This is a genomic window from Lentzea sp. NPDC102401 (assembly GCF_044765805.1).
GTDB lineage: Bacteria > Actinomycetota > Actinomycetes > Mycobacteriales > Pseudonocardiaceae > Lentzea > Lentzea sokolovensis.
On the sequence record NZ_JBIWKS010000018.1, the window covers coordinates 147,365 to 165,034 of the forward strand.

The 17,670-nt window shown below is 68.2% G+C and carries 18 protein-coding genes; 8 read left to right on the forward strand and 10 right to left on the reverse strand.

Annotated elements, in window-relative coordinates; all coding sequences use genetic code 11:
- Positions 1 to 59 precede the first annotated feature (59 nt).
- A complete protein-coding gene (locus tag ACIRG5_RS43040) occupies positions 60 to 1,310 on the forward strand; it encodes a lysine N(6)-hydroxylase/L-ornithine N(5)-oxygenase family protein (protein ID WP_402916308.1) in 1,251 nt (416 codons plus the stop codon).
- A 21-nt stretch (positions 1,311 to 1,331) separates the two neighbouring features.
- A complete protein-coding gene (locus ACIRG5_RS43045; protein WP_402916310.1) occupies positions 1,332 to 1,529 on the forward strand; it encodes an MbtH family protein in 198 nt (65 codons plus the stop codon).
- A 123-nt stretch (positions 1,530 to 1,652) separates the two neighbouring features.
- On the opposite strand, the gene ACIRG5_RS43050 is transcribed toward ACIRG5_RS43045, so the two are convergent.
- Together ACIRG5_RS43050 and ACIRG5_RS43055 are read right to left on the reverse strand one after the other, a co-directional pair.
- On the reverse strand, positions 1,653 to 2,330 hold the full coding sequence (locus tag ACIRG5_RS43050; RefSeq protein WP_402916312.1) for an SDR family oxidoreductase: 678 nt from the start codon (positions 2,328 to 2,330) through the stop codon (positions 1,653 to 1,655).
- Entirely contained in the window at positions 2,327 to 3,145 is an 819-nt protein-coding gene (locus ACIRG5_RS43055; protein ID WP_402916314.1) for a hypothetical protein, read from the reverse strand. Before ACIRG5_RS43055 ends, ACIRG5_RS43050 begins: the two co-directional genes overlap by 4 nt.
- A gap of 65 nt (positions 3,146 to 3,210) precedes the next feature.
- On the opposite strand from ACIRG5_RS43055, the gene ACIRG5_RS43060 reads away from it, so the two are divergent.
- The 3 genes from ACIRG5_RS43060 to ACIRG5_RS43070 are packed head-to-tail and all read left to right on the forward strand — an operon-like array spanning position 3,211 to position 5,110.
- Complete coding sequence (locus ACIRG5_RS43060; protein ID WP_319981340.1) at positions 3,211 to 3,579, forward strand: GntR family transcriptional regulator; 369 nt, start codon at positions 3,211 to 3,213, stop codon at positions 3,577 to 3,579.
- A gap of 59 nt (positions 3,580 to 3,638) precedes the next feature.
- On the forward strand, positions 3,639 to 4,454 hold the full coding sequence (locus ACIRG5_RS43065) for an ATP-binding cassette domain-containing protein (RefSeq protein ID WP_402916317.1): 816 nt from the start codon (positions 3,639 to 3,641) through the stop codon (positions 4,452 to 4,454).
- The gene (locus ACIRG5_RS43070; RefSeq protein WP_402916319.1) at positions 4,451 to 5,110 is read left to right on the forward strand and encodes a hypothetical protein; all 660 of its coding nucleotides are present in this window, start codon (positions 4,451 to 4,453) and stop codon (positions 5,108 to 5,110) included. Before ACIRG5_RS43065 ends, ACIRG5_RS43070 begins: the two co-directional genes overlap by 4 nt.
- On the opposite strand, the gene ACIRG5_RS43075 is transcribed toward ACIRG5_RS43070, so the two are convergent.
- From ACIRG5_RS43075 to ACIRG5_RS43085, 3 genes are read right to left on the reverse strand one after another with little or no spacing between them, the layout of a single operon-like run.
- Complete coding sequence (locus ACIRG5_RS43075; protein ID WP_402916321.1) at positions 5,111 to 6,082, reverse strand: LacI family DNA-binding transcriptional regulator; 972 nt, start codon at positions 6,080 to 6,082, stop codon at positions 5,111 to 5,113.
- Positions 6,083 to 6,087: 5 nt separating this feature from the next.
- Positions 6,088 to 6,549, reverse strand: coding sequence for a hypothetical protein (locus tag ACIRG5_RS43080; RefSeq protein WP_402916323.1), 462 nt, complete (start codon positions 6,547 to 6,549; stop codon positions 6,088 to 6,090).
- Positions 6,546 to 7,382, reverse strand: a complete 837-nt coding sequence (locus ACIRG5_RS43085; protein WP_402916325.1) for a DUF1996 domain-containing protein — start codon at positions 7,380 to 7,382, stop codon at positions 6,546 to 6,548. The genes ACIRG5_RS43080 and ACIRG5_RS43085 overlap by 4 nt, the downstream gene beginning before the upstream one ends.
- A 214-nt stretch (positions 7,383 to 7,596) precedes the next feature.
- Between ACIRG5_RS43085 and ACIRG5_RS43090 the strand changes: the two genes are divergently transcribed.
- Positions 7,597 to 9,303, forward strand: coding sequence for a discoidin domain-containing protein (locus tag ACIRG5_RS43090; RefSeq protein ID WP_402916327.1), 1,707 nt, complete (start codon positions 7,597 to 7,599; stop codon positions 9,301 to 9,303).
- On the opposite strand, the gene ACIRG5_RS43095 is transcribed toward ACIRG5_RS43090, so the two are convergent.
- Complete coding sequence (locus ACIRG5_RS43095) at positions 9,287 to 11,212, reverse strand: hypothetical protein (protein ID WP_402916329.1); 1,926 nt, start codon at positions 11,210 to 11,212, stop codon at positions 9,287 to 9,289. The genes ACIRG5_RS43090 and ACIRG5_RS43095 overlap by 17 nt on opposite strands.
- Positions 11,213 to 11,454: 242 nt before the next feature.
- Between ACIRG5_RS43095 and ACIRG5_RS43100 the strand changes: the two genes are divergently transcribed.
- On the forward strand, positions 11,455 to 12,294 hold the full coding sequence (locus ACIRG5_RS43100) for a dienelactone hydrolase family protein (RefSeq protein ID WP_402916331.1): 840 nt from the start codon (positions 11,455 to 11,457) through the stop codon (positions 12,292 to 12,294).
- Between the two features lie 52 nt (positions 12,295 to 12,346).
- Here ACIRG5_RS43100 and ACIRG5_RS43105 read toward each other — a convergent pair whose 3' ends face one another.
- The 4 genes from ACIRG5_RS43105 to ACIRG5_RS43120 all read right to left on the reverse strand — a co-directional run bounded on the left by ACIRG5_RS43105 (position 12,347) and on the right by ACIRG5_RS43120 (position 17,362).
- Complete coding sequence (locus ACIRG5_RS43105) at positions 12,347 to 14,842, reverse strand: ABC transporter permease (RefSeq protein WP_402916333.1); 2,496 nt, start codon at positions 14,840 to 14,842, stop codon at positions 12,347 to 12,349.
- A 16-nt stretch (positions 14,843 to 14,858) separates the two neighbouring features.
- Positions 14,859 to 15,560: an ABC transporter ATP-binding protein gene (locus ACIRG5_RS43110; protein WP_402916335.1), complete on the reverse strand. Its 702-nt coding sequence runs from the start codon at positions 15,558 to 15,560 to the stop codon at positions 14,859 to 14,861.
- A 292-nt stretch (positions 15,561 to 15,852) separates the two neighbouring features.
- Positions 15,853 to 16,338 (reverse strand): hypothetical protein, encoded by a 486-nt coding sequence (locus ACIRG5_RS43115; RefSeq protein WP_402916337.1) that lies wholly within the window; start codon positions 16,336 to 16,338, stop codon positions 15,853 to 15,855.
- Positions 16,339 to 16,384: 46 nt separating this feature from the next.
- Entirely contained in the window at positions 16,385 to 17,362 is a 978-nt protein-coding gene (locus ACIRG5_RS43120; protein WP_402916339.1) for an LLM class flavin-dependent oxidoreductase, read from the reverse strand.
- Positions 17,363 to 17,391: 29 nt separating this feature from the next.
- On the opposite strand from ACIRG5_RS43120, the gene ACIRG5_RS43125 reads away from it, so the two are divergent.
- Positions 17,392 to 17,670 carry a GNAT family N-acetyltransferase gene (locus tag ACIRG5_RS43125; protein WP_402916341.1) on the forward strand — a complete coding sequence of 93 codons (279 nt, stop codon included), beginning with the start codon at positions 17,392 to 17,394 and terminating at the stop codon, positions 17,668 to 17,670.

Genomic DNA, 17,670 nt, shown 5'->3' on the forward strand with positions numbered 1-17,670 from the left:
GGCATGCCTTAGTTAAGTTAGGGTTACTTTACGCCAAGGAGTGCCAGGAGAGGATCGCGATGGAACCGGTGTTAGACCTGGCCGGAATAGGCTTCGGGCCGTCCAACCTCGCTCTCGCGATCGCGGTGGAGGAACACGCGCTGCCTGTCAGGGCTCGCTTCTTCGAGAGGCAGCCGCGGTTCGGCTGGCACCGGGGGATGCTGCTCGAGGACGCCACCATGCAGGTGTCCTTCCTCAAGGACCTCGTCACGCTGCGCAACCCCACCAGCGAGTTCAGCTTCCTGTGCTACCTGCGCGACCGCGGTCGGTTGATCGACTTCGTCAACCACAAGAACCTCTTCCCGCTGCGCAAGGAGTTCCACGACTACTTCGAGTGGGCCGCCGAACGGGTCGGGCACCACGTGTCCTACGGCGCCGAGGTGTCGCAGGTGCGGACCTGTGCCGACGGCTTCGAGTTCGCCGTCGGCGAGCAGCAGGTCAGGGCCCGCAACCTGGTGCTGGCGACCGGCCTCGAGGCCAACCTGCCGGACGGCATCGAGACGAGCGACCGGATCTGGCACAACAAGGACCTGCTCACCCGCGTCGACAGTCTGAAGGACCCGCGCCAGGTCGTCGTGGTCGGCGCCGGCCAGAGCGCGGCCGAGGCCGTGGCGTTCTTCCACGACCGCTTCCCCGCGGCCGAGGTGCACGGCGTCTTCGCGCGGTACGGCTACAGCCCCGCCGACGACAGCTCGTTCGCGAACCGGATCTTCGACCCCGCCGCGGTGGACGACTTCTACTCCGCGCCGGAGGAGGTCAAGCAGAAGCTGATGGGCTACCACGCCAACACGAACTACGGCGTGGTCGACGGCGACCTGATCGAGGAACTGTACCGGCGGGTCTACCGGGAGAAGGTCGTCGGCCGGCAGAGGTTGCTGCTGCACAACACGTCCAAGCTCACCGGCGTGACCGCCGACGGCAGGTGCGTGGTCGAGTCGCTCGCCGACGGCAGCCGGGTGCCGATCGACGCCGACGTGATCGTCTACGCGACGGGCTACCGCCCGGCGAACCCGGTCAGGCTGCTCGGCGACCTCGCCCGCCACTGCGAACGAGACGAGCGCGGCCGGCTGAAGGTGACCCGCGACTACCGCGTCGTCACGGACGACGGCCTGCGCGGCGGCATCTACCTCCAGGGCGGCACCGAACACACGCACGGCATCACGTCGTCGCTGCTGTCGAACACCGCGGTGCGCGTCGGCGAGATTCTCGACTCGGTGCTCAGGCGGGTCGCCCAGCAGCAAGCAGAACCGAAGCTCCAGGCAGTCAAGTAGTCACATGAGGAAGGACCCGTCATGACCAACCCGTTCGAGGACCCGGAAGGCCGATTCTTCGTGCTGGTCAACGAAGAGCAGCAGCACTCGCTGTGGCCGACGTTCGCGGACGTGCCCGCCGGGTGGACCAAGGTCTTCGGCGAGGAGAGCCGCGAGGCGTGCCTGTCGTACGTCGAGGAGAACTGGACGGACCTGCGGCCCGCGTCTATCCGTGTTTGATTGCCGCTGTTCCGCAGACGGCGGTGAGTTCGCCTTGAAGTCGGTCGTCCGGCCGACTCGCTCGTACCGAAATGGGCTCCGCCGATTTCGGTACGAGCGGGTGACCGGACGACCGACGCGAACTCACGTGAGGTACTCCTCGAACGTTCGTTTGCCCACCGCGCGGCCGGGAGTCAGGTTCCCGCCCGCGCGGTAGGCGCGATACGTCGCTCCTGGCACCTTCACCGGCACGAGCCTGCGCTGCTTTCCCGTTGCTGTCAGGTACATCCGTGCGAAGTCGACGGCTTCGCGGATCTCCGGGCCGCCGAACTCGGGTGCCTTGCCCGCGGGCGGTGCCTGTGCCAGCGAGGCCAGCTCCAGGCCGACCTCGGCCTCGTCGACCGGCTGGAAGCGGAACCCCGGCACGAGCATCAACGGCAGCTTCGCGGCGGCGTCGAACATCCTGTGCAGCAACGAGTGGAACTGCGTGGCCCGCAGAATCGTGTGCGACACACCGGAATCGATGATCAGCCGTTCGGCGGCGAGCTTCTGCTTGTAATAGGGGAGCGGCACCTCGTGGCACCCGACGATCGAGATGTAGACCAGGTGTGCGGGCTTCGAGGCCAGCACCGCGCGTGCCATCTGAACCTCGTGCCGGAACGACGTCGCGCAGTGCACCACCACGTCCGCCCGCAGAGCGTTCAATCCGGTGCCGCGCACCAGATCCGTTCCGGAGGACCGGGAAACGGAGCGAGCGCCCGGTAACGCGGCGACGACGTGCTGGCCCAGCGATCCACTGCCACCCGTGACGACGAAGGTCATACCGCCACCCTGGCACGGTAGTAGTAGGCCAGCACGACGGTGCCGGAGACGGCCGCCACGGCGCTGATCACCAGACCGGCCTGAGTCAGCGCGCTCATGCCGGTGCCCTCGCCGAGCAGCTTGATGCCGATCCACGCGGCGACGATCGGGTTCACGACGGTCTGCCCGGCCACGACGAGGTCCGGCGGTCCGGCGGCATACCCGAGCTGGATGAACCACGCGCCCGTCAGGAAGGCGGCGGCCAACCCGCCGAGCGAGAACCATTCGATCATCGGCAGCGCGGTCGTCACGTCCCTGACCAGCACGGCGACCAGTCCGTATGCGATTCCGGCGCCCACTGAGAGAGACAGTGCTCGTACGGCGTCCGCGGTGAACGTCGCCGCGACGACGCACACCAGCACGCCCGCGACGACCAGTTGCCCGGCCTGCAGCGCCACCTTCGGCGACACCTCGGTCGGCACCGCCGCGCCCGCCGTGATGGACACGAACACCACGATCCCGGCCGTCGTCACCAGCACCGCCACGGCGAGAAGTCCGGTCAGCCGCCGCGCCCGCGTCACCGCGATGATCGGGATGGCCAGCGCGTTCAGCGGCGCGACCACCGACACCGGGGCCAGAGCCAGCGCGACGACCTGCAGGACCGCGCACGCGAAGAGCACCAGGAACCCGTAGACCCATCGGCGCGACCGCACGAGCTGGAGCGCCGAGGTGAGCTTCAGGTCGGTCGTCTCCCGCACTCCGGCGTGCTGCCACATCGCACCGAGCGCGCTGCACCCGGCCGCGAGCACCGCGCACAGAATCGCGACCCCGACCACCTGGCCGATGCTACGCCGCCGCTGCTATGGTTCATTACATGAGTAACGAACCAAGGAACTAAGCCGTGTTCGACGACCGGAGCCCGATCTACCGGCAGATCGCCGACCGGATCAAGGCGGACGTGCTCAGCGGGACGTTGAAGGCGGACGAGCAGGTCATGTCGACCAACCAGTACGCCGCCTACTACCGGATCAACCCGGCGACGGCCGCGAAGGCCTTTCAGCAGCTCGTGGACGAGCAGGTGCTCTACAAGAAGAGGGGGATCGGGATGTTCGTGAGCGCGCGGGCTCGCGACATGCTGCGGGAACAGGGGCGGGAGAGCTTCTTCGGCGAGGTCGTGGACCCGATGGTTGCGGAGGCTCGTGCCATCGGCATTCCGCTCGCCGAGGTCATCCGCCGGATCGAACAGCACGAGAACAACGGGGGCGTGTGATGCGGGTTGACGTAAAGGGCTTAACGGTTCGCTATGGCGACGTCACGGCCGTCGACGACATGAGCTTCTCTTTGTCCGGCAACAAGATCTACGGCCTGCTGGGGCGCAACGGCTCCGGCAAGACCAGCCTGATGTCGGCGCTCGCCGGTTACCGCAAGGCTTCAGGATCCGTTCAGCTCGACGGCTCGCCGGTGTTCGAGAACGCTGCCGCGATGCGTCAGGTGTGCCTGGTCCGGCACTCCGCCGACGCCGCGGACAAGGGTGACAAGGTCTCGCACGTGCTGGAGTGCGGCGCGGCCTGGCGTGACACGTGGGACAACGACTACGCGCTGAAGCTCGCGGAGCTGTTCAAGATCGAGCTGAGGACCAAGGTCGGCGAACTGTCGCTGGGGCAGCGGTCCGCGCTCGGCGTCGTGATCGGGCTCGCCAGCCGCTCGCCGCTGACCATGCTGGACGAGTCGCACCTCGGCATGGACACGCCGACCAGGTACGCGTTCTACGACGCGCTTCTGGGCGACTTCATGGAGAACCCGCGCACGATCGTCATCTCCACGCACCTCATCGAGGAGCTCGCCTCGCTGCTGGAGGAGGTGCTGATCATCGACGGCGGCCGGTTGGTGTTGCAGGAGGAGGCCGACGTGCTGCGCTCGCGCGGTACCGAGGTCACCGGAAGCGCCTCCGACGTCGACGACTTCACCCTCGGACTCACCGTGCTCAGCGAGAAGTCGCTGGGGCGCGCGAAAGCCGCGATGGTCTACGGAGCGCTGGACGACGAGCAGCTGATCCGTGCCAGGCAGCTCGGCCTGGAACTCGGCCCGATCGCGTTGCAGGACCTGTTCGTCCACCTCACCGAACCGGTCGGAGGCAAGCGGTGAGGATCTTCCGCCGGATGACCGCGTCGCTCACCCTGTTCAGCGCGATGATCGCGGCCGGTGTCTTCGCGTTCGTCCTCGTGGTCACGTTCGTGGTGTCGGCCTTCCGGGGCATCGAGATCAGCGGGTGGAACGTCGTCACCTCCCAGGTCGCGCGCTGGTTCCTGTTCTGGGTCGGCATCTACGTGATCCACAACCTGCTGCCGGTCGCCGTCGCGCACGGCCGCACGCGGCGCGAGTTCCTCATCGCGGCGTCCGGGTTCTCCGTGGTGCTGGCGTTCGTGATGGCGCTGATCGGCTGGCTGGGGTTCGTCGTCGAGGGCGGGATCTACTCGCTGATGGACTGGCGTGCGGACGAGCACGGATCACCAGTCGCTTACTTCTTGATGTTCCTGGTGTGGTGCGCGGTCGGCATGTTCTGCGCGGCGGCGTTCGACCGGTTCGGCGCGGGTGGCGTCTTCTCGATCCCGATCGGCCTGCCGCTGGTGGCCGTCACGACCACGGGGATCCCAGGATCGGGCGAGCTGCCGTTCATCCCCGACCTGCCGGTGCTGTTCGGCTCCGGCTGGCACGTGGTGTCGGTCGCGGCGTTCCTGGTCGCGCTGGCCGGCACGTGGGCGATCGCCAGGGACATGCCGGTGCGCCTGCGAACCACGTGATCAGCCGCTGTCCCGCACCACCAGCGTCGGCTCGAAGACCACCGAGGTGGCGGGGGAGCGCGGCTCGCTGATCTGACGCAGCAGCTGACGCGCCATCTCCGCGGCCATGTCGGTGATCGGCTGGCGGACGGTCGTGAGCTCGGGTTCGGACGTCAGCGCGGCGCTGCTGTCGTCGAACCCGACGATCGCCACGTCGTCGGGAACCTTGCGGCCGCTGCGGTGCAGCACGGGGATCGCGCCGTTCGCCATCAGGTCCGAGGCGATGAACACGCCGTCGACGTCCGGGCAGCAGCCGATCAGTCGTTCCATCGCGGCCACGCCGGACTGCCGGGTGAAGTCGCCGTGCACCACCACGGCGTCCGGCACCTCGGCGAGGAACCCGGCGAGCCGGTCCTGGCCCGCCGGGGTGTCCTGCGGCCCGGTGATCGTCGCGATCCTGTTGCACCGCAACGACTTGAGTCTGCGCCCTGCCAGCGCGGCGCCGGCCGTCTGGTTCACGTCGACGTAGGTGATCGGCATCGGCCTGAGCGGGCGGCCTGCCAGCACGACCGGCAGCCCGGCCGCGATCAGCCGGCCGGGCACCGGATCCGCCGGGTCGGTGTGCACGAGGATCACGCCGTCCAGCCGCCCGCGGCGCAGGTCGCTCATCGCCTGCTCGCGGGTGCCCGGCCCGGTCATCATCAGCACGAGGTGGACGCCGAGCGGCCGCACGACCCTGGTGACGCCGCTGACGACGCTCGCGAGGTGCGGGTCGCCGTCCATCCGGCGTTCGTCGGGCAGCAGCAACCCGATCGCGTCCGCCCGGCGCGTGACGAGCGACCGCGCGGCGATGTTCGGCAGATAACCGGTGCTGGAGATGGCTTTCTGGACGGCGTGCCGGAGCGACTCGTCGACGCTGGAGGCGCCGTTGACCACTCTCGACGCGGTCGCGCGCGACACTCCGGCCACGCGGGCCACCTCCTCCAGCGTCACGCGCTTCACCCGGCCGCCAGTTCCGCCGTGCGGTGGCGTTCCATCAGCTCGACCACCTCGGCGGTCGGCGGGTGGGTGATCGCGGAACCGGCTGAGCGCACGACCTCCAGCGACTCGGTGAGGTGCGTGTGGACGAACTGCCGGAGCGCGTCCGGGCTGGTCGAGGCGAGCTGGATCTCGGCATCCGTCGGCATTCCGGGCATGTCGTGCCCGGCGTGGTTGTTCACGTACGGCGCGTCGAGCAGCTTCCTCAGTGCGGCGAGCTCGATGTTCCGGTTCTCCTTGAGCGAGGCGTTCTCCGTCAGGTCGAGCAGCTTGAGCGCCTGCTCGTCGGTGGCGATGGCGAGCTCGACGAACGCCCGTTCCGTTGCGCCGTAACCGTTCTGGGAAGTCGGCGATGGTGCTGGCTGCTGGGATGGAGCCTGCTGGCAGGCCGCGAGAAGGCCTGCCAGCAGGAGTGCTGTCAACCGTGGTTGCCGGCGTGGTCGCACTTGATCACCACGTTGAGACAGTTGCGGACGCGGCGCTCCATCTCGGCGCGCGGCCACACGTTGAAGAAGTCACCGTGCATCGTTTGTCCTGTGCCGGAAGCGAGTCGCAGTCCGGCGGTGTTGCCGCTGACCGGATACCTGAGCACCATCCGGAGCTTCGGCACGGACACGGGGTGGCTCGACGGGCAGCCGCCCGCGACCGGGTAGGACATGTGGGACTTGTGGTCGGCCGAGTCGAGGTTGCGGCCGTCCCAGCACTGCGGGAAGTCCAGGTAGGTCTCCAGCATCGTGCCCGCCGGGCACGTGACGAAGTTCTTGGACGGGTTGACCTGCCCGGCGTGCAGGCAGGACCAGCGCGCGATGCTGTCGGCGTCGCCCGTGGCCTTCGCGTTGCCCGCGACGATCTTCAACCCGTACGGCGTGGGCTGGATCGCCCCCGGGTTGTTCACGCCTTCGCCGAGGTAGTAGAAGGTGACCCCGGTCGGTGCGATCGCCGTGTTGTCGCGGTACAGCGTCGGCACCCAGTAGGACGAGATGTCCGCGGCCGGGTTGCAGTTGCCGGTCTGGCCCTCCAGCGTCTGCTGGGTGGAACGGGCGTTCGTCGAGTGGTTGCCGAAGAAGTCGTGGAAGTGCGAGGCACCGGCCAGGTTCGGCAGCACGATCGGGTCGTCCGCCAGCCGGTGGCTGATCGGGCACTCCGCGAGGAACTCGGCCACGCGGACAGGTTCTCCTTGTGCCGCAACGGGAATGCTGAGAGCCGTGGCTATCAGTCCGATGACGGCGGCGATGTGGAACAAAGGCTTCCTCATTGAAGCTTTCCTCTCCGCAGCAGGATTGGGAGAGCGCTCTCACGCTCATCGAGCATGGCGCAGAACGCAATCAGGCGTCAATCCGCAAGAAACGTTCAGAAGTCCCGGTTTTCTTGACACGGCCTGCCTGATGCCCTGACTCTCGGCTCTGAACTCCTGTCCCAGAGAGCGCTCTCTCGCGCCGCCGTCCCGTTCTCCGGCCTCAGGAGCACTCATGTCAGGAAGGCTTCAACGCGGAAGACTCCCTCTGTTCGTCGCGGCGATGGTCGCGGCCGCCCTGCTCGTCCCGGTGCCGGCCTCGGCGGCCGGTCCGCTGATCTCGCAGAACCGTCCGGTCACCGCGTCCAGCAGCGAGAACGCCGTTTTCGCGGCGACGGCCGCGGTCGACGGCGACGCCGGAACCCGCTGGTCCAGCACGTTCAGCGACCCGCAGTGGATCCAGATCGACCTGGGCTCGTCCGCGCGGGTCGACCAGGTCGTGCTGGCCTGGGAGACCGCGAGCGCACGGGCGTACACGCTCAGCATCTCCGCCGACGGCAACTCGTGGCAGCAACTGCGCGCGACGACCGCCGGACCGGGTGGCACCGAGACGCTCGCGGTCACCGGCACCGGCAGGTACGTGCGCCTCGACCTCACCCAGCGGGCCACGCAGTGGGGTTACTCGCTGTGGGAGTTCCAGGTGTTCGGCACCCAGGGGAGTGCGGCGGAGACCCTGCTCTCCTACGGCAGGACCGGCGCCGCGTCGACGTTCCAGGACGACCCGAACTGCTCGGGGTGCACCCCGGCCAAGGCGTTCGACCGCGATCCGGCGACCCGCTGGGCGACGAGCGCGACGAACGGCTGGGTCGACCCCGGCTGGATCTCCGTCGACCTCGGCGCCACCGCCACGATCTCCAAGGTCGTGCTGCAGTGGGATCCGGCGTTCGCCACGGCGTACCGGATCGAGGTCTCGGACAACAACTCGACCTGGCGCGAGATCTACTCGACCACCACGAGCCGCGGCTTCAAGGAGACGCTGACGGTCAGCGGCACCGGCCGGTACGTGCGGATGTACGGCACGGCCAGGTCGAACGGCTACGGCTACTCGCTGTGGGAGTTCCAGGTCTACGGCACGGGAGGTGCTCCGATCACGCCACCGCCGCTGCCGCCGAACCCGTCGTTCCCCGGCCGGCTGGTGTGGGCGGACGAGTTCAACGCGCCCGCGGGCTCCGGGCCGGACGCCTCGAAGTGGACACCGGAGACCGGGCCGGGCGTGAACAACGAGCTGCAGTACTACACGAACAACAACAACGCCCGGCACGACGGCAACGGCAACCTGGTGCTGCAGGCGCGGCGTGAGGTGACGCCCGGCAGCGCGTGCCCGGTGGATCCGGTCAGCGGCAGCGGGACCTGCCAGTACACGTCGGCGCGGCTGAACACCTACGGCAAGTTCACCTTCACCTACGGCCGGGTCGAGGCGCGGATCAAGGTGTCGTCGACGCAGGGGCTGTGGCCCGCGTTCTGGATGCTGGGCGCGGACTTCTTCGACCAGCGCAGGCCGTGGCCGTACACCGGCGAGATCGACATCATGGAGCACGTCGGCAAGGAGCCGAACCGGGTCTACTCGACGCTGCACGCGCCCGCGTACTTCGGTGCGGGCGGGTACGGGTCACCGCTCGACCTCGGTCAGCCTGCCTCGTCGGCGTTCCGGACGTTCGCGGTCGAGTGGGACTCGAGCCACATGACGTTCAGCGTGGACGGCAACCGGTTCTTCACCGTCGACCGGAACGTGCTGGAGACCACGCGCGGCCCGTGGGTCTACGACCACCCGTTCTTCCTCATCATCAACAACGCGGTGGGCGGCGACTGGCCCGGCCCGCCGGGGGCCGGGACGCAGCTGCCGCAGGACATGGTGCTGGACTACGTCAGGGTGTACCAGTGATCGAGATCGTCGCCGGTGGTGAGACGTCGAACGCCTCGCTGACGGCTTCTACCTCGATCTGTGCGGTCTCGCCGGTGGTGAGCGGGATCGCCGGCACGAAGTACGCGTCGTTCGTCGTGCCACCGAGGAAGATCCGTTCGGAACCGGCCTGCTTGTAGACCCGGTACTGCCTGATGGCACCGGGCGAACGAGTCCAGGTGAGCCGCGCCGATGCCGTCGTGGCGTTGGTGCGGCTCACCTGCTCGACCCGGACGCCCGCCGGTGCCGCCGGGGGAGTCATGACCGGGTTCGTCACGCCGATTCGGCCGATCAACGCCGTGACGGCCGCACCGGGCAGGACCCGCAGCGAGATCTCCGTGAGCGTCGCGCCGGAGTGCTCGCCGAGCGGGAAGACGCTGCGCCGCCACGCGCCGCTGACCCCGCCGAGGTCGAGGACCTTCTCCGTCGTGCCGAACCGCAGGACCGCCTGGAGCCGCGACGGACCGGTGCCGGTGCGGTGGACGATCTCGAACTGGCTGTTGCCGGTCAGCTTCAGCGACGTCGCGAACAGCCGGACGTCGTTGGCGGACTGCGGGGTGCCGGTGATCTTCAGAGCGGTGCCGCCGTCGTACGGGTCGTCCCAGTCGAGCGACGGCGTGACCTTCGTGCCGGTGCCGGTGACGCTCCACCGCCACGTCGGCAGGACGTCCTGCAACGACAGGTTGTTCCACGCCTGCGCCGACCGGACCGTGCCGCCGACCGCGAACTTCCTGCCGTGGCCGGTGTTGAAGTTCGTGACGAACGGCAGGCTCGTGATCGGCGTCAGCTCGGTGATGTAGTGGGCGATGCCCTTCCAGTTCGCCGTCGTCGTGGTGTTCGCCGGGTCGCCGTTCTGGCCGACCCAGAACCTGTTGTCACGGCTGTAGAAGTCGGCGGGACTCGTCGCCGACTTGAACGTCCACTCCGGACGGTAGAATCCGAGCGACGTCACGTGCGGCTTGCCCTCGGGGAAGACCGAGGCCCAGCCGACGCTCGTGTTGTAGCCGTTGGACTCGACGTCCACACCGGACGCCAGGTCGTACGGGCTGCGGCCCATCTGCTGGGCCAGCGCGGCCGAGCTCGCGAGACCCTGCGTGCTCCACCAGAAGTTCATGAACATCTCGTCGGACTGCTCGAAGAACATCCGGTTGCGCGCGGTCAGGGCGTTCTGCCAGCTGACGCTGCCGCTGTCGGTCATCGCGTCGTACCAGATGATCCGCAGGCCGCTCTTCTTCAGGTAGACGATGAAGTCGCGCATGTCGTTCGCGAGCTGGGTGTTGCCGCCTGCGGTCTCCTGGTTGAGGAACCAGCCGTCGAACCCGTGGTGCCGCGCGACCTGGATCATCTTGTCCGCCACCGGGAACCGGTCGCCCTCGCGCCTGACGAAGTCGCGGACCCACTGGATCTGGCCGCCGTACGCGGTCGGCGGGAGGAACACGTTGCCGATCACCCTGACCCCGTTGCGGTGCGCGGCGTCGGTGACGGTCGGGTTCGGCGCGAGGATCAGGCCCTCGGACGCGGACCCGCCCCAGAACACCAGTTCGTCGATGTACTGCCAGTAGTTCGTGGCGTAGTAGTTCATGTCGAGCGCACCCTGTGCGGGGTTGTCGCTCGTGGGCGCGTACGCCACGAGCGCCTGCACTCGGGCCTCGCCGGGACGGGCGTGCGCGTTGGCCGGTCTGGCCGGAACGACACGTCTCGCGAGCGGCACGGTGCTGCGGTTGTACTTCGCGTCCCGGTCGGTCGAAGGGTCCCAGTCGAGGATCGTCGCCGGGTGCCAGTAGGACGCGTAGGGCTGCGCGGTTTCGGCTGCGGACGCGGGAGTCTCGGACAGCAGACTGGTGAGTGCTGCTGTGGAGCTCAGAACGAGGAACTGTCTCCGGGTGGGCACGTGATCACCCTCGTGCGCCATCTGATTCGCCGCATACCGCTTCTACGGTGACTGAACAGGACGACAAAGTTCCGGTCCGCTGCGCTGGGTGACGAGCCGGTTCTGGGAAACATTCTGTCGAACAGCGTCGAAACGTCCCCGTAACCATCCATGTGGCCGAATCCCCGGCAGGCTACTGGGCGGTAGCGTGAGCCTCGCCGTCGGTTTTTGGTTCCCCTGCAACCAATCGAGGTGTCATCGTCGTGCGCATCAAAGTCGTGCTTGCGGCACTCACCCTGGCGCTGATCCCGGTCGCCACCCCTGCCGTCGCCACCGCGGCGGCCAACCCCTACGAGCGCGGCCCCGCACCCACGGCCGCAACGGTCGAGGCAGCTCGCGGCACGTTCGCCGTGACGTCCGCGGCCGTGGCCCGCCAGTCGAACTTCGGCGGCGGCACGGTCTACACCCCGACCAGCGATCTCACGTTCGGCGCGGTCGCCGTCTCACCCGGCTTCACCGCCACCCAGACGTCCGTCGCGCACTTCGGCCCGCGGCTGGCGTCCTACGGGTTCGTCGTGATCACCATCAACACCCTGTCCGGCTTCGACGACCCCGACAGCCGGGGCCGCCAGTTGCTGGCGGCGCTGGACTACGTGGTCCGCACCAACCCGCGCGTCGACGCCTCGCGCCTCGCCGTGATGGGCCACTCCATGGGCGGTGGCGGAGCGTTGCGCGCCGCGGCCACCCGTCCCGCCCTGCAGGCCTCGATCCCGATGGCCGGCTGGCACACCACGAAGAGCTGGCCGACGGTCGCGGTGCCGACCATGGTGCTCGGCGGCCAGAACGACCCCACCGCCCCCAACTCGCAGCACTCCACGCCGTTCTACAACTCGATGACCGCCGCCCCCGACAAGGCGTTCCTCGAACTGCGGGGCGGCGACCACTCGGCGCCGCGCAGCGACAACGTGACGGTGCGGAAGTACACCCTGTCGTGGCTCAAGCGGTTCGTCGACGACGACCTGCGCTACGACCAGTTCCTGTGCCCCGCACCCGTTGCGAACACTCTCATCTCGGCGTACCGGGACACCTGCCCCCACGCATGAGAAAAGGGGCTGTGCCACCACGCGACGGCGTGGCACAGCCCCTTCTTTCTGCCTACTCGTACGCGATCGCGTCCAGCACGTTGAGACGCGCGGCCCGGATCGCGGGCAGGATCGCCGCGATCACACCGACGAACGCCGCCACCACCAGGTACTGGACCATGGTCATCCAGGGCAGCCCGATCTCCGAGATGCCCTGGTCCTTCAGCGCCTGCACGGTCGCGACGCCCAGGGCGAGACCGACCGCTAGGCCGAGCACCGCGCCGAACACCGAGATCACCACCGACTCGACGGTGATCATCCGCATCACCTGCGACCGCCGCATGCCGACGGCCCGCAGCAGACCCAGTTCGCGGGTCCGCTCGATCACCGACAGCGCCAGGGTGTTGATGACGCCGAGGACGGCGATCAGGATCGCCAGCGCCAGCAGGATCTGGATCATCAGCAGGACCGTGTCGAACTGCGAGGTCGTCTGCTTCACGAACGCGCTGCGGTCCTGGACCGTGATCTCCGGGTTGTCCGCGAACAGCGGTTCGACGCGCTTCTGCACGTCCGCCGCGGACACGCCCGGCGAGACCTGGACGAACGCCTGGGCGATCTGGTCCGACCGGAAGCTCTTGCTCGCCGACTCCGGCAGCACGAGCGCGCCCTGCAGCACCTGCGACTTGGCCCAGACGAAGCCGACGGTGAAGTCCTTCGGCTCGCCCTTGGCCAGTTGCAGCGTGACCTTGCTGCCGACCGACCAGCCCTTCTCGGCCGCCAGTTCCTCCGGCAGCGCGACCTGGTCGTCCTTCAAAGGCTTGATGTCACCGGACTTCGGCTTGAGCGCGAACATCGTCGCCAGCGCGGGCATGTCCGTGACCCCGACCGCGAACAACTGGTCCTCGCCCTGCAGCACGCCGTCCTGCGACCAGCCGACCGCCGACTTGACGCCGTCGGTCTTCTCGACCTTGGTCAGGACGTCCCGCTTGAACGACGCGGGCTGGCCCTCCATCTGGCCCTCGCCGGAGATGATCAGGTCTGTCTGCAGCTGACCGGAGGCCAACTTCTCGATCGACTTGGTCGCCGACGTCAGCACGACGCTCACGCCGGTGATCAGCGAGATGCCGACCATCAGCGCCGCCGCGGTGATCGCGGTGCGGCGCGGGTTGCGCGCGGAGTTGCGGCGCCCCAGCAGACCTGGCATCGACCACGACAGCAGGCGGCCGATCAGCGACACCATCGGCCTGGACAGGATCGGGGTCAGCAGTGCCACACCGACGAACGCCACGAGGATGCCGCCGAAGATCAGCGGCAGCGAGGCCTGGTTGAAACCGAACGCCAGCGACGTGCCACCCGCGGCGGCCACCAGGGCGCCGGTGATCGTGATCTTCGTGAGCGGCCGGTCCGGCGTGGCCGCCTCGCGCATCGCCGCGACCGGTGCGATCCGCGACGCCCGCAGCGCCGGCATGACCGCCGCGATCACGGTGACGATCATGCCGACCGCGAAGGACGAGATGATCGCCGACGACGGCACGCCGATGCCCGCGAGCTGCAGGTTGGTGCCACCGACCGAGCTGAAGATCTTCGCCAGCAACGCCCCGATGCCGATCCCTGCCCCGAGACCGACGATCGACGCGATCAGGCCGATCACCAGCGCCTCCAGCACCACGGACCCGATGACCTGGCCGCGGGAGGCGCCCATCGACCGCAGCAGCGCCAGTTCCCGCGTGCGCTGGGCGACGATGATGGAGAACGTGTTGAGGATGATGAAGATGCCGACGAACAACGCGATGCCGGCGAACCCGAGCAGCACGTAGTTGAAGAACTTCAGGCCCTCGTTGATCTGGTCGGCCTGCTCCTTCGCCAGCACCGCACCGGTCTTGACGTCGTAACCGGAGCCGAGCTTGGCCGCGACGGCGTCCCGCAGCGCGTCGTCAGAGGTGCCCTGGGCCGCGGTGACGGTGATGCCGGAGAACGCGTCCTTCTTGCCCAGCAACAACTGCTGCGCGATCGGCTCGGTGAACGCCACCGACAGCTCGCCGCCTAGCGAGTCGCGGCCGCCCGCGTACTCGTAGATTCCGGTGACCTTGAAGGTCTTCTTGGGCTCCAGCGTGAGCAGCGCGATGTCGTCGCCGACCTTGAAACCGCCGGTCGTCGCGAGATAACCACCCAGGACGACCTCGTTGTCCGCTGCAGGCGCCTTGCCCTCGCGGATCTTCTCCTGGCCGGTGCCCGTCCAGTTGAAACCGAACCGGGGCGAGCCCGACGTGGTGATGACCTTGCCGTTCTTGCCGATCGGCCGCGCGGACCCCTGCACGTCACCGACGGCCGACGCCACGCCCGGCACCGACTTCACGTCGGAGATCGCCTGCGGCGTCAGCGGTTCCGGCTGCTTGCCCTTCTCCGCCTTCGGCGACACCGAGACGTCCACGTTGGCGAAGGCCGACGAGAACAGGTCGGTGAACGAACGCTGGAGCGTGTCGGTCAGAACGAACGAACCGGACACGAACATCACGCCCAGCACCACCGCGAGCGCGGACAGCACCAGGCGGAGCTTGCGTGACAGCAAGCTCTTGAGAGTCGCCTTAAACATGGCGCACCGCGCTGCTCTCGATCATTTCGGGAGAGTCGAGGTGCTTCATCGTGTCGAGAACCTCTTCTGCCGAGGGCGACAGCAGCTCGCGGACGACGTGGCCGTCCTTGAGGAAGATGACGCGGTCGGCGTACGACGCGGCGTTCGGGTCGTGCGTGACCATCACGATCGTCTGCCCGAACTCACGGGCGGACCGCTGCAGGAACCCGAGCACCTCGGCGCCGGACTGCGAGTCCAGGTTGCCGGTCGGCTCGTCCGCGAACACGACGTCAGGGCGCGACACCAACGCACGGGCGCACGCCACGCGCTGCTGCTGGCCACCCGACAGCTGCGTCGGCCGGTGCGTGAGCCGGTCGCGCAGACCGACCGTGTCGACGACGACGTCGAACCACGCCTTGTCGACCTTCTTGCCGCCGATCGCGAGCGGCAGCGTGATGTTCTCCTCCGCGGTCAGCGTCGGCAGCAGGTTGAACTGCTGGAAGATGAAGCCGACCTTGTCCCGCCGAAGCTCCGTGAGACCGCGGTCCTTCAACCCGGTGACCTTGGTGTCACCGACCCACACCTCGCCGCTCGTGACGTCGTCCAGCCCCGCGAGGCAGTGCATCAACGTCGACTTGCCCGACCCCGACGGGCCCATGATCGCGGTGAACCTGGACTTCTCCAGGTCGACGCTCACCCCCGCGAGCGCGGTCACGGCAGCGTCGCCGGACCCATAAGACTTCCAAACGTCGACGGCTCTGGCCGCGACTCCATCGGACGCGCTCACTTGTCTGTCCCCTCCTGTGGGCTTTCGTGCGCACCATCTTCGGTGACACGGGCACACCGAAGGGTCAGGTCTTCCACTGAGATAGACCCTGAGATTAACCCCGGTGCCCCCGGCCCGAGTCACCACGCTGAGAGAACTCTCAGCTGCGCCACGTAGCCATGCGGTTGCTTGGAGGAAACGTTATTTCACTACTGCCGCAATGTCTTCAGCCTTCGGATTACTAGGCCGTCAACTTCCGTCGCAAGGGGACGGTCGGTTCCATCAGCCATGAAACCAATTCCACGCGGAGGCCTTCCCTCAACGCGTTCTCGGCGAGCCAGTGGTCCACGTCACCGCGGTAGGCGCGCGCCGGCCTCGGCCAGCGGTCCATCCACTCGGCGAACGCCGCGTTGATCGCGATCGGGCCACCCGGCGGTCGCACGCCGAGCACCAGCACGGGATCCTCTCCGGTGGCGAAAGAGGCGGCGGTGTCGTGCACGCCACCGAAGAGGATCCGATCCGCACCCAACTCACGGGCTTTGTCCGCCACCCCGAAGAACGCCGACCCACGCCCGTGGGCGCGCACCACCAGCTGATGCGCGCCGAAGTCGGTGTCGAGGAACTCGTCGGCGTACGTGCCGTCGTCGGCCAGCACCAGCACGTTCGTGCCGCCGGGGAGAGCCCCGACCTGCCCAGGATGCGTGATGCCGATGACGGTGATGCCCACGCCGTCGATCCTGCCTGGCTCGTGTTAACCCTTGGCACCGCTCGCGTTAAACAAGTTTCGGAAGCACTTCCGCGCCGAACAACCGGATCGTCTCGATGACCGACTCGTGCGGCATGCCACCGATGTCCACCATCACCAGGTGCGTGTCGATGGACAGGTGTTCCGCCAATGCGTTCAGCCGCGCCGCCACCTCGTCCGGCGTGCCGCACACCGCCGAGCCGTCCATGATCGCGTCGACGTCGATGTCGCCGTCCCCGCGCCACGGATCCGCGAACCGCGCGTACTCTGCGAGGTGCGGCCGCCACCGCTCCCGCGCGTCCTCCCGCGACACGAACACGTGACTGGGCACGCCGACCCGTCCGGCGGGGAAGTGCTCCCGGTACCGCTGCACGACCTCTAGGTAGATCGACGGATCCCGCAACGTCGACGGCAGCATCAGCGGCATCTCCAGTTCGGCTCCCAGATCCGCGGACACCGCCGACCCCGACCCGATCCACACCGTCGGCCGCGGCGTCTGCACCGGGCGAGGCGTCGTCGTCACGTCGCTCAGCTGCCCCCGGAACCGCCCGTCCCAGCTCACCGACGGCTCTTCCAGCAGCTTGAGCAGCAACCGCAGGTGCTCCTCGAACCGCGCCCGCAACTCACCCGGCTGCACACCGAACGCCGCGTCGGTCTCCTTGTCGACCCCGCGCGCCACGATCAGTTCGGCGCGGCCGTTCGACAGCACGTCGAGCGTCGCCAGCGCCTCGGCGACCAGCACCGGGTCGCGGTGGGCCAGCAGCGTCACGCCGGTCGAGAGTCGCAACGTCGACGTGCGCGCCGCCACGGCCGCCAGCAGCAGTTCGGGCGCGGACACGATGTAGCGGGTGAAGTGGTGCTCGCCGATCGCGACGCCCGCGAAGCCCGCCTCCTCGGCCACGACCGCCTGCTCGACCATCGCCCGCAGCCGGTCGGCCTGCGGCACCTCCTGCCCGGTGCACGGGTTGGGCAGGTGGTCACCCAGGATGAGCAGGTAGACGTCCATGCGGGCCATTTTCCATCGTCCGAGGCAAGATGGTTGATGTGGTCACCAACAACGAGGCCGAGAGCCGCTACGAAGTCCACGTCGACGGTGCGCTCGCCGGGTTCCTGGAGTACCGGGTCATCGGTGAGGTCGTCGCCCTCGTGCACACCGAGGTCGACGAGGCCTACGCCGGTCAGGGCCTCGGCGCCCAGCTCGCGAAGTACGCGCTCGACGACGCGCTTGCCCGTGATGTCAAGATTTCCCCGTTGTGCCCGTTCGTGGCGAAGTACATCGACAAGCATCCGGAATACCGGGTTACTATCCGGTAG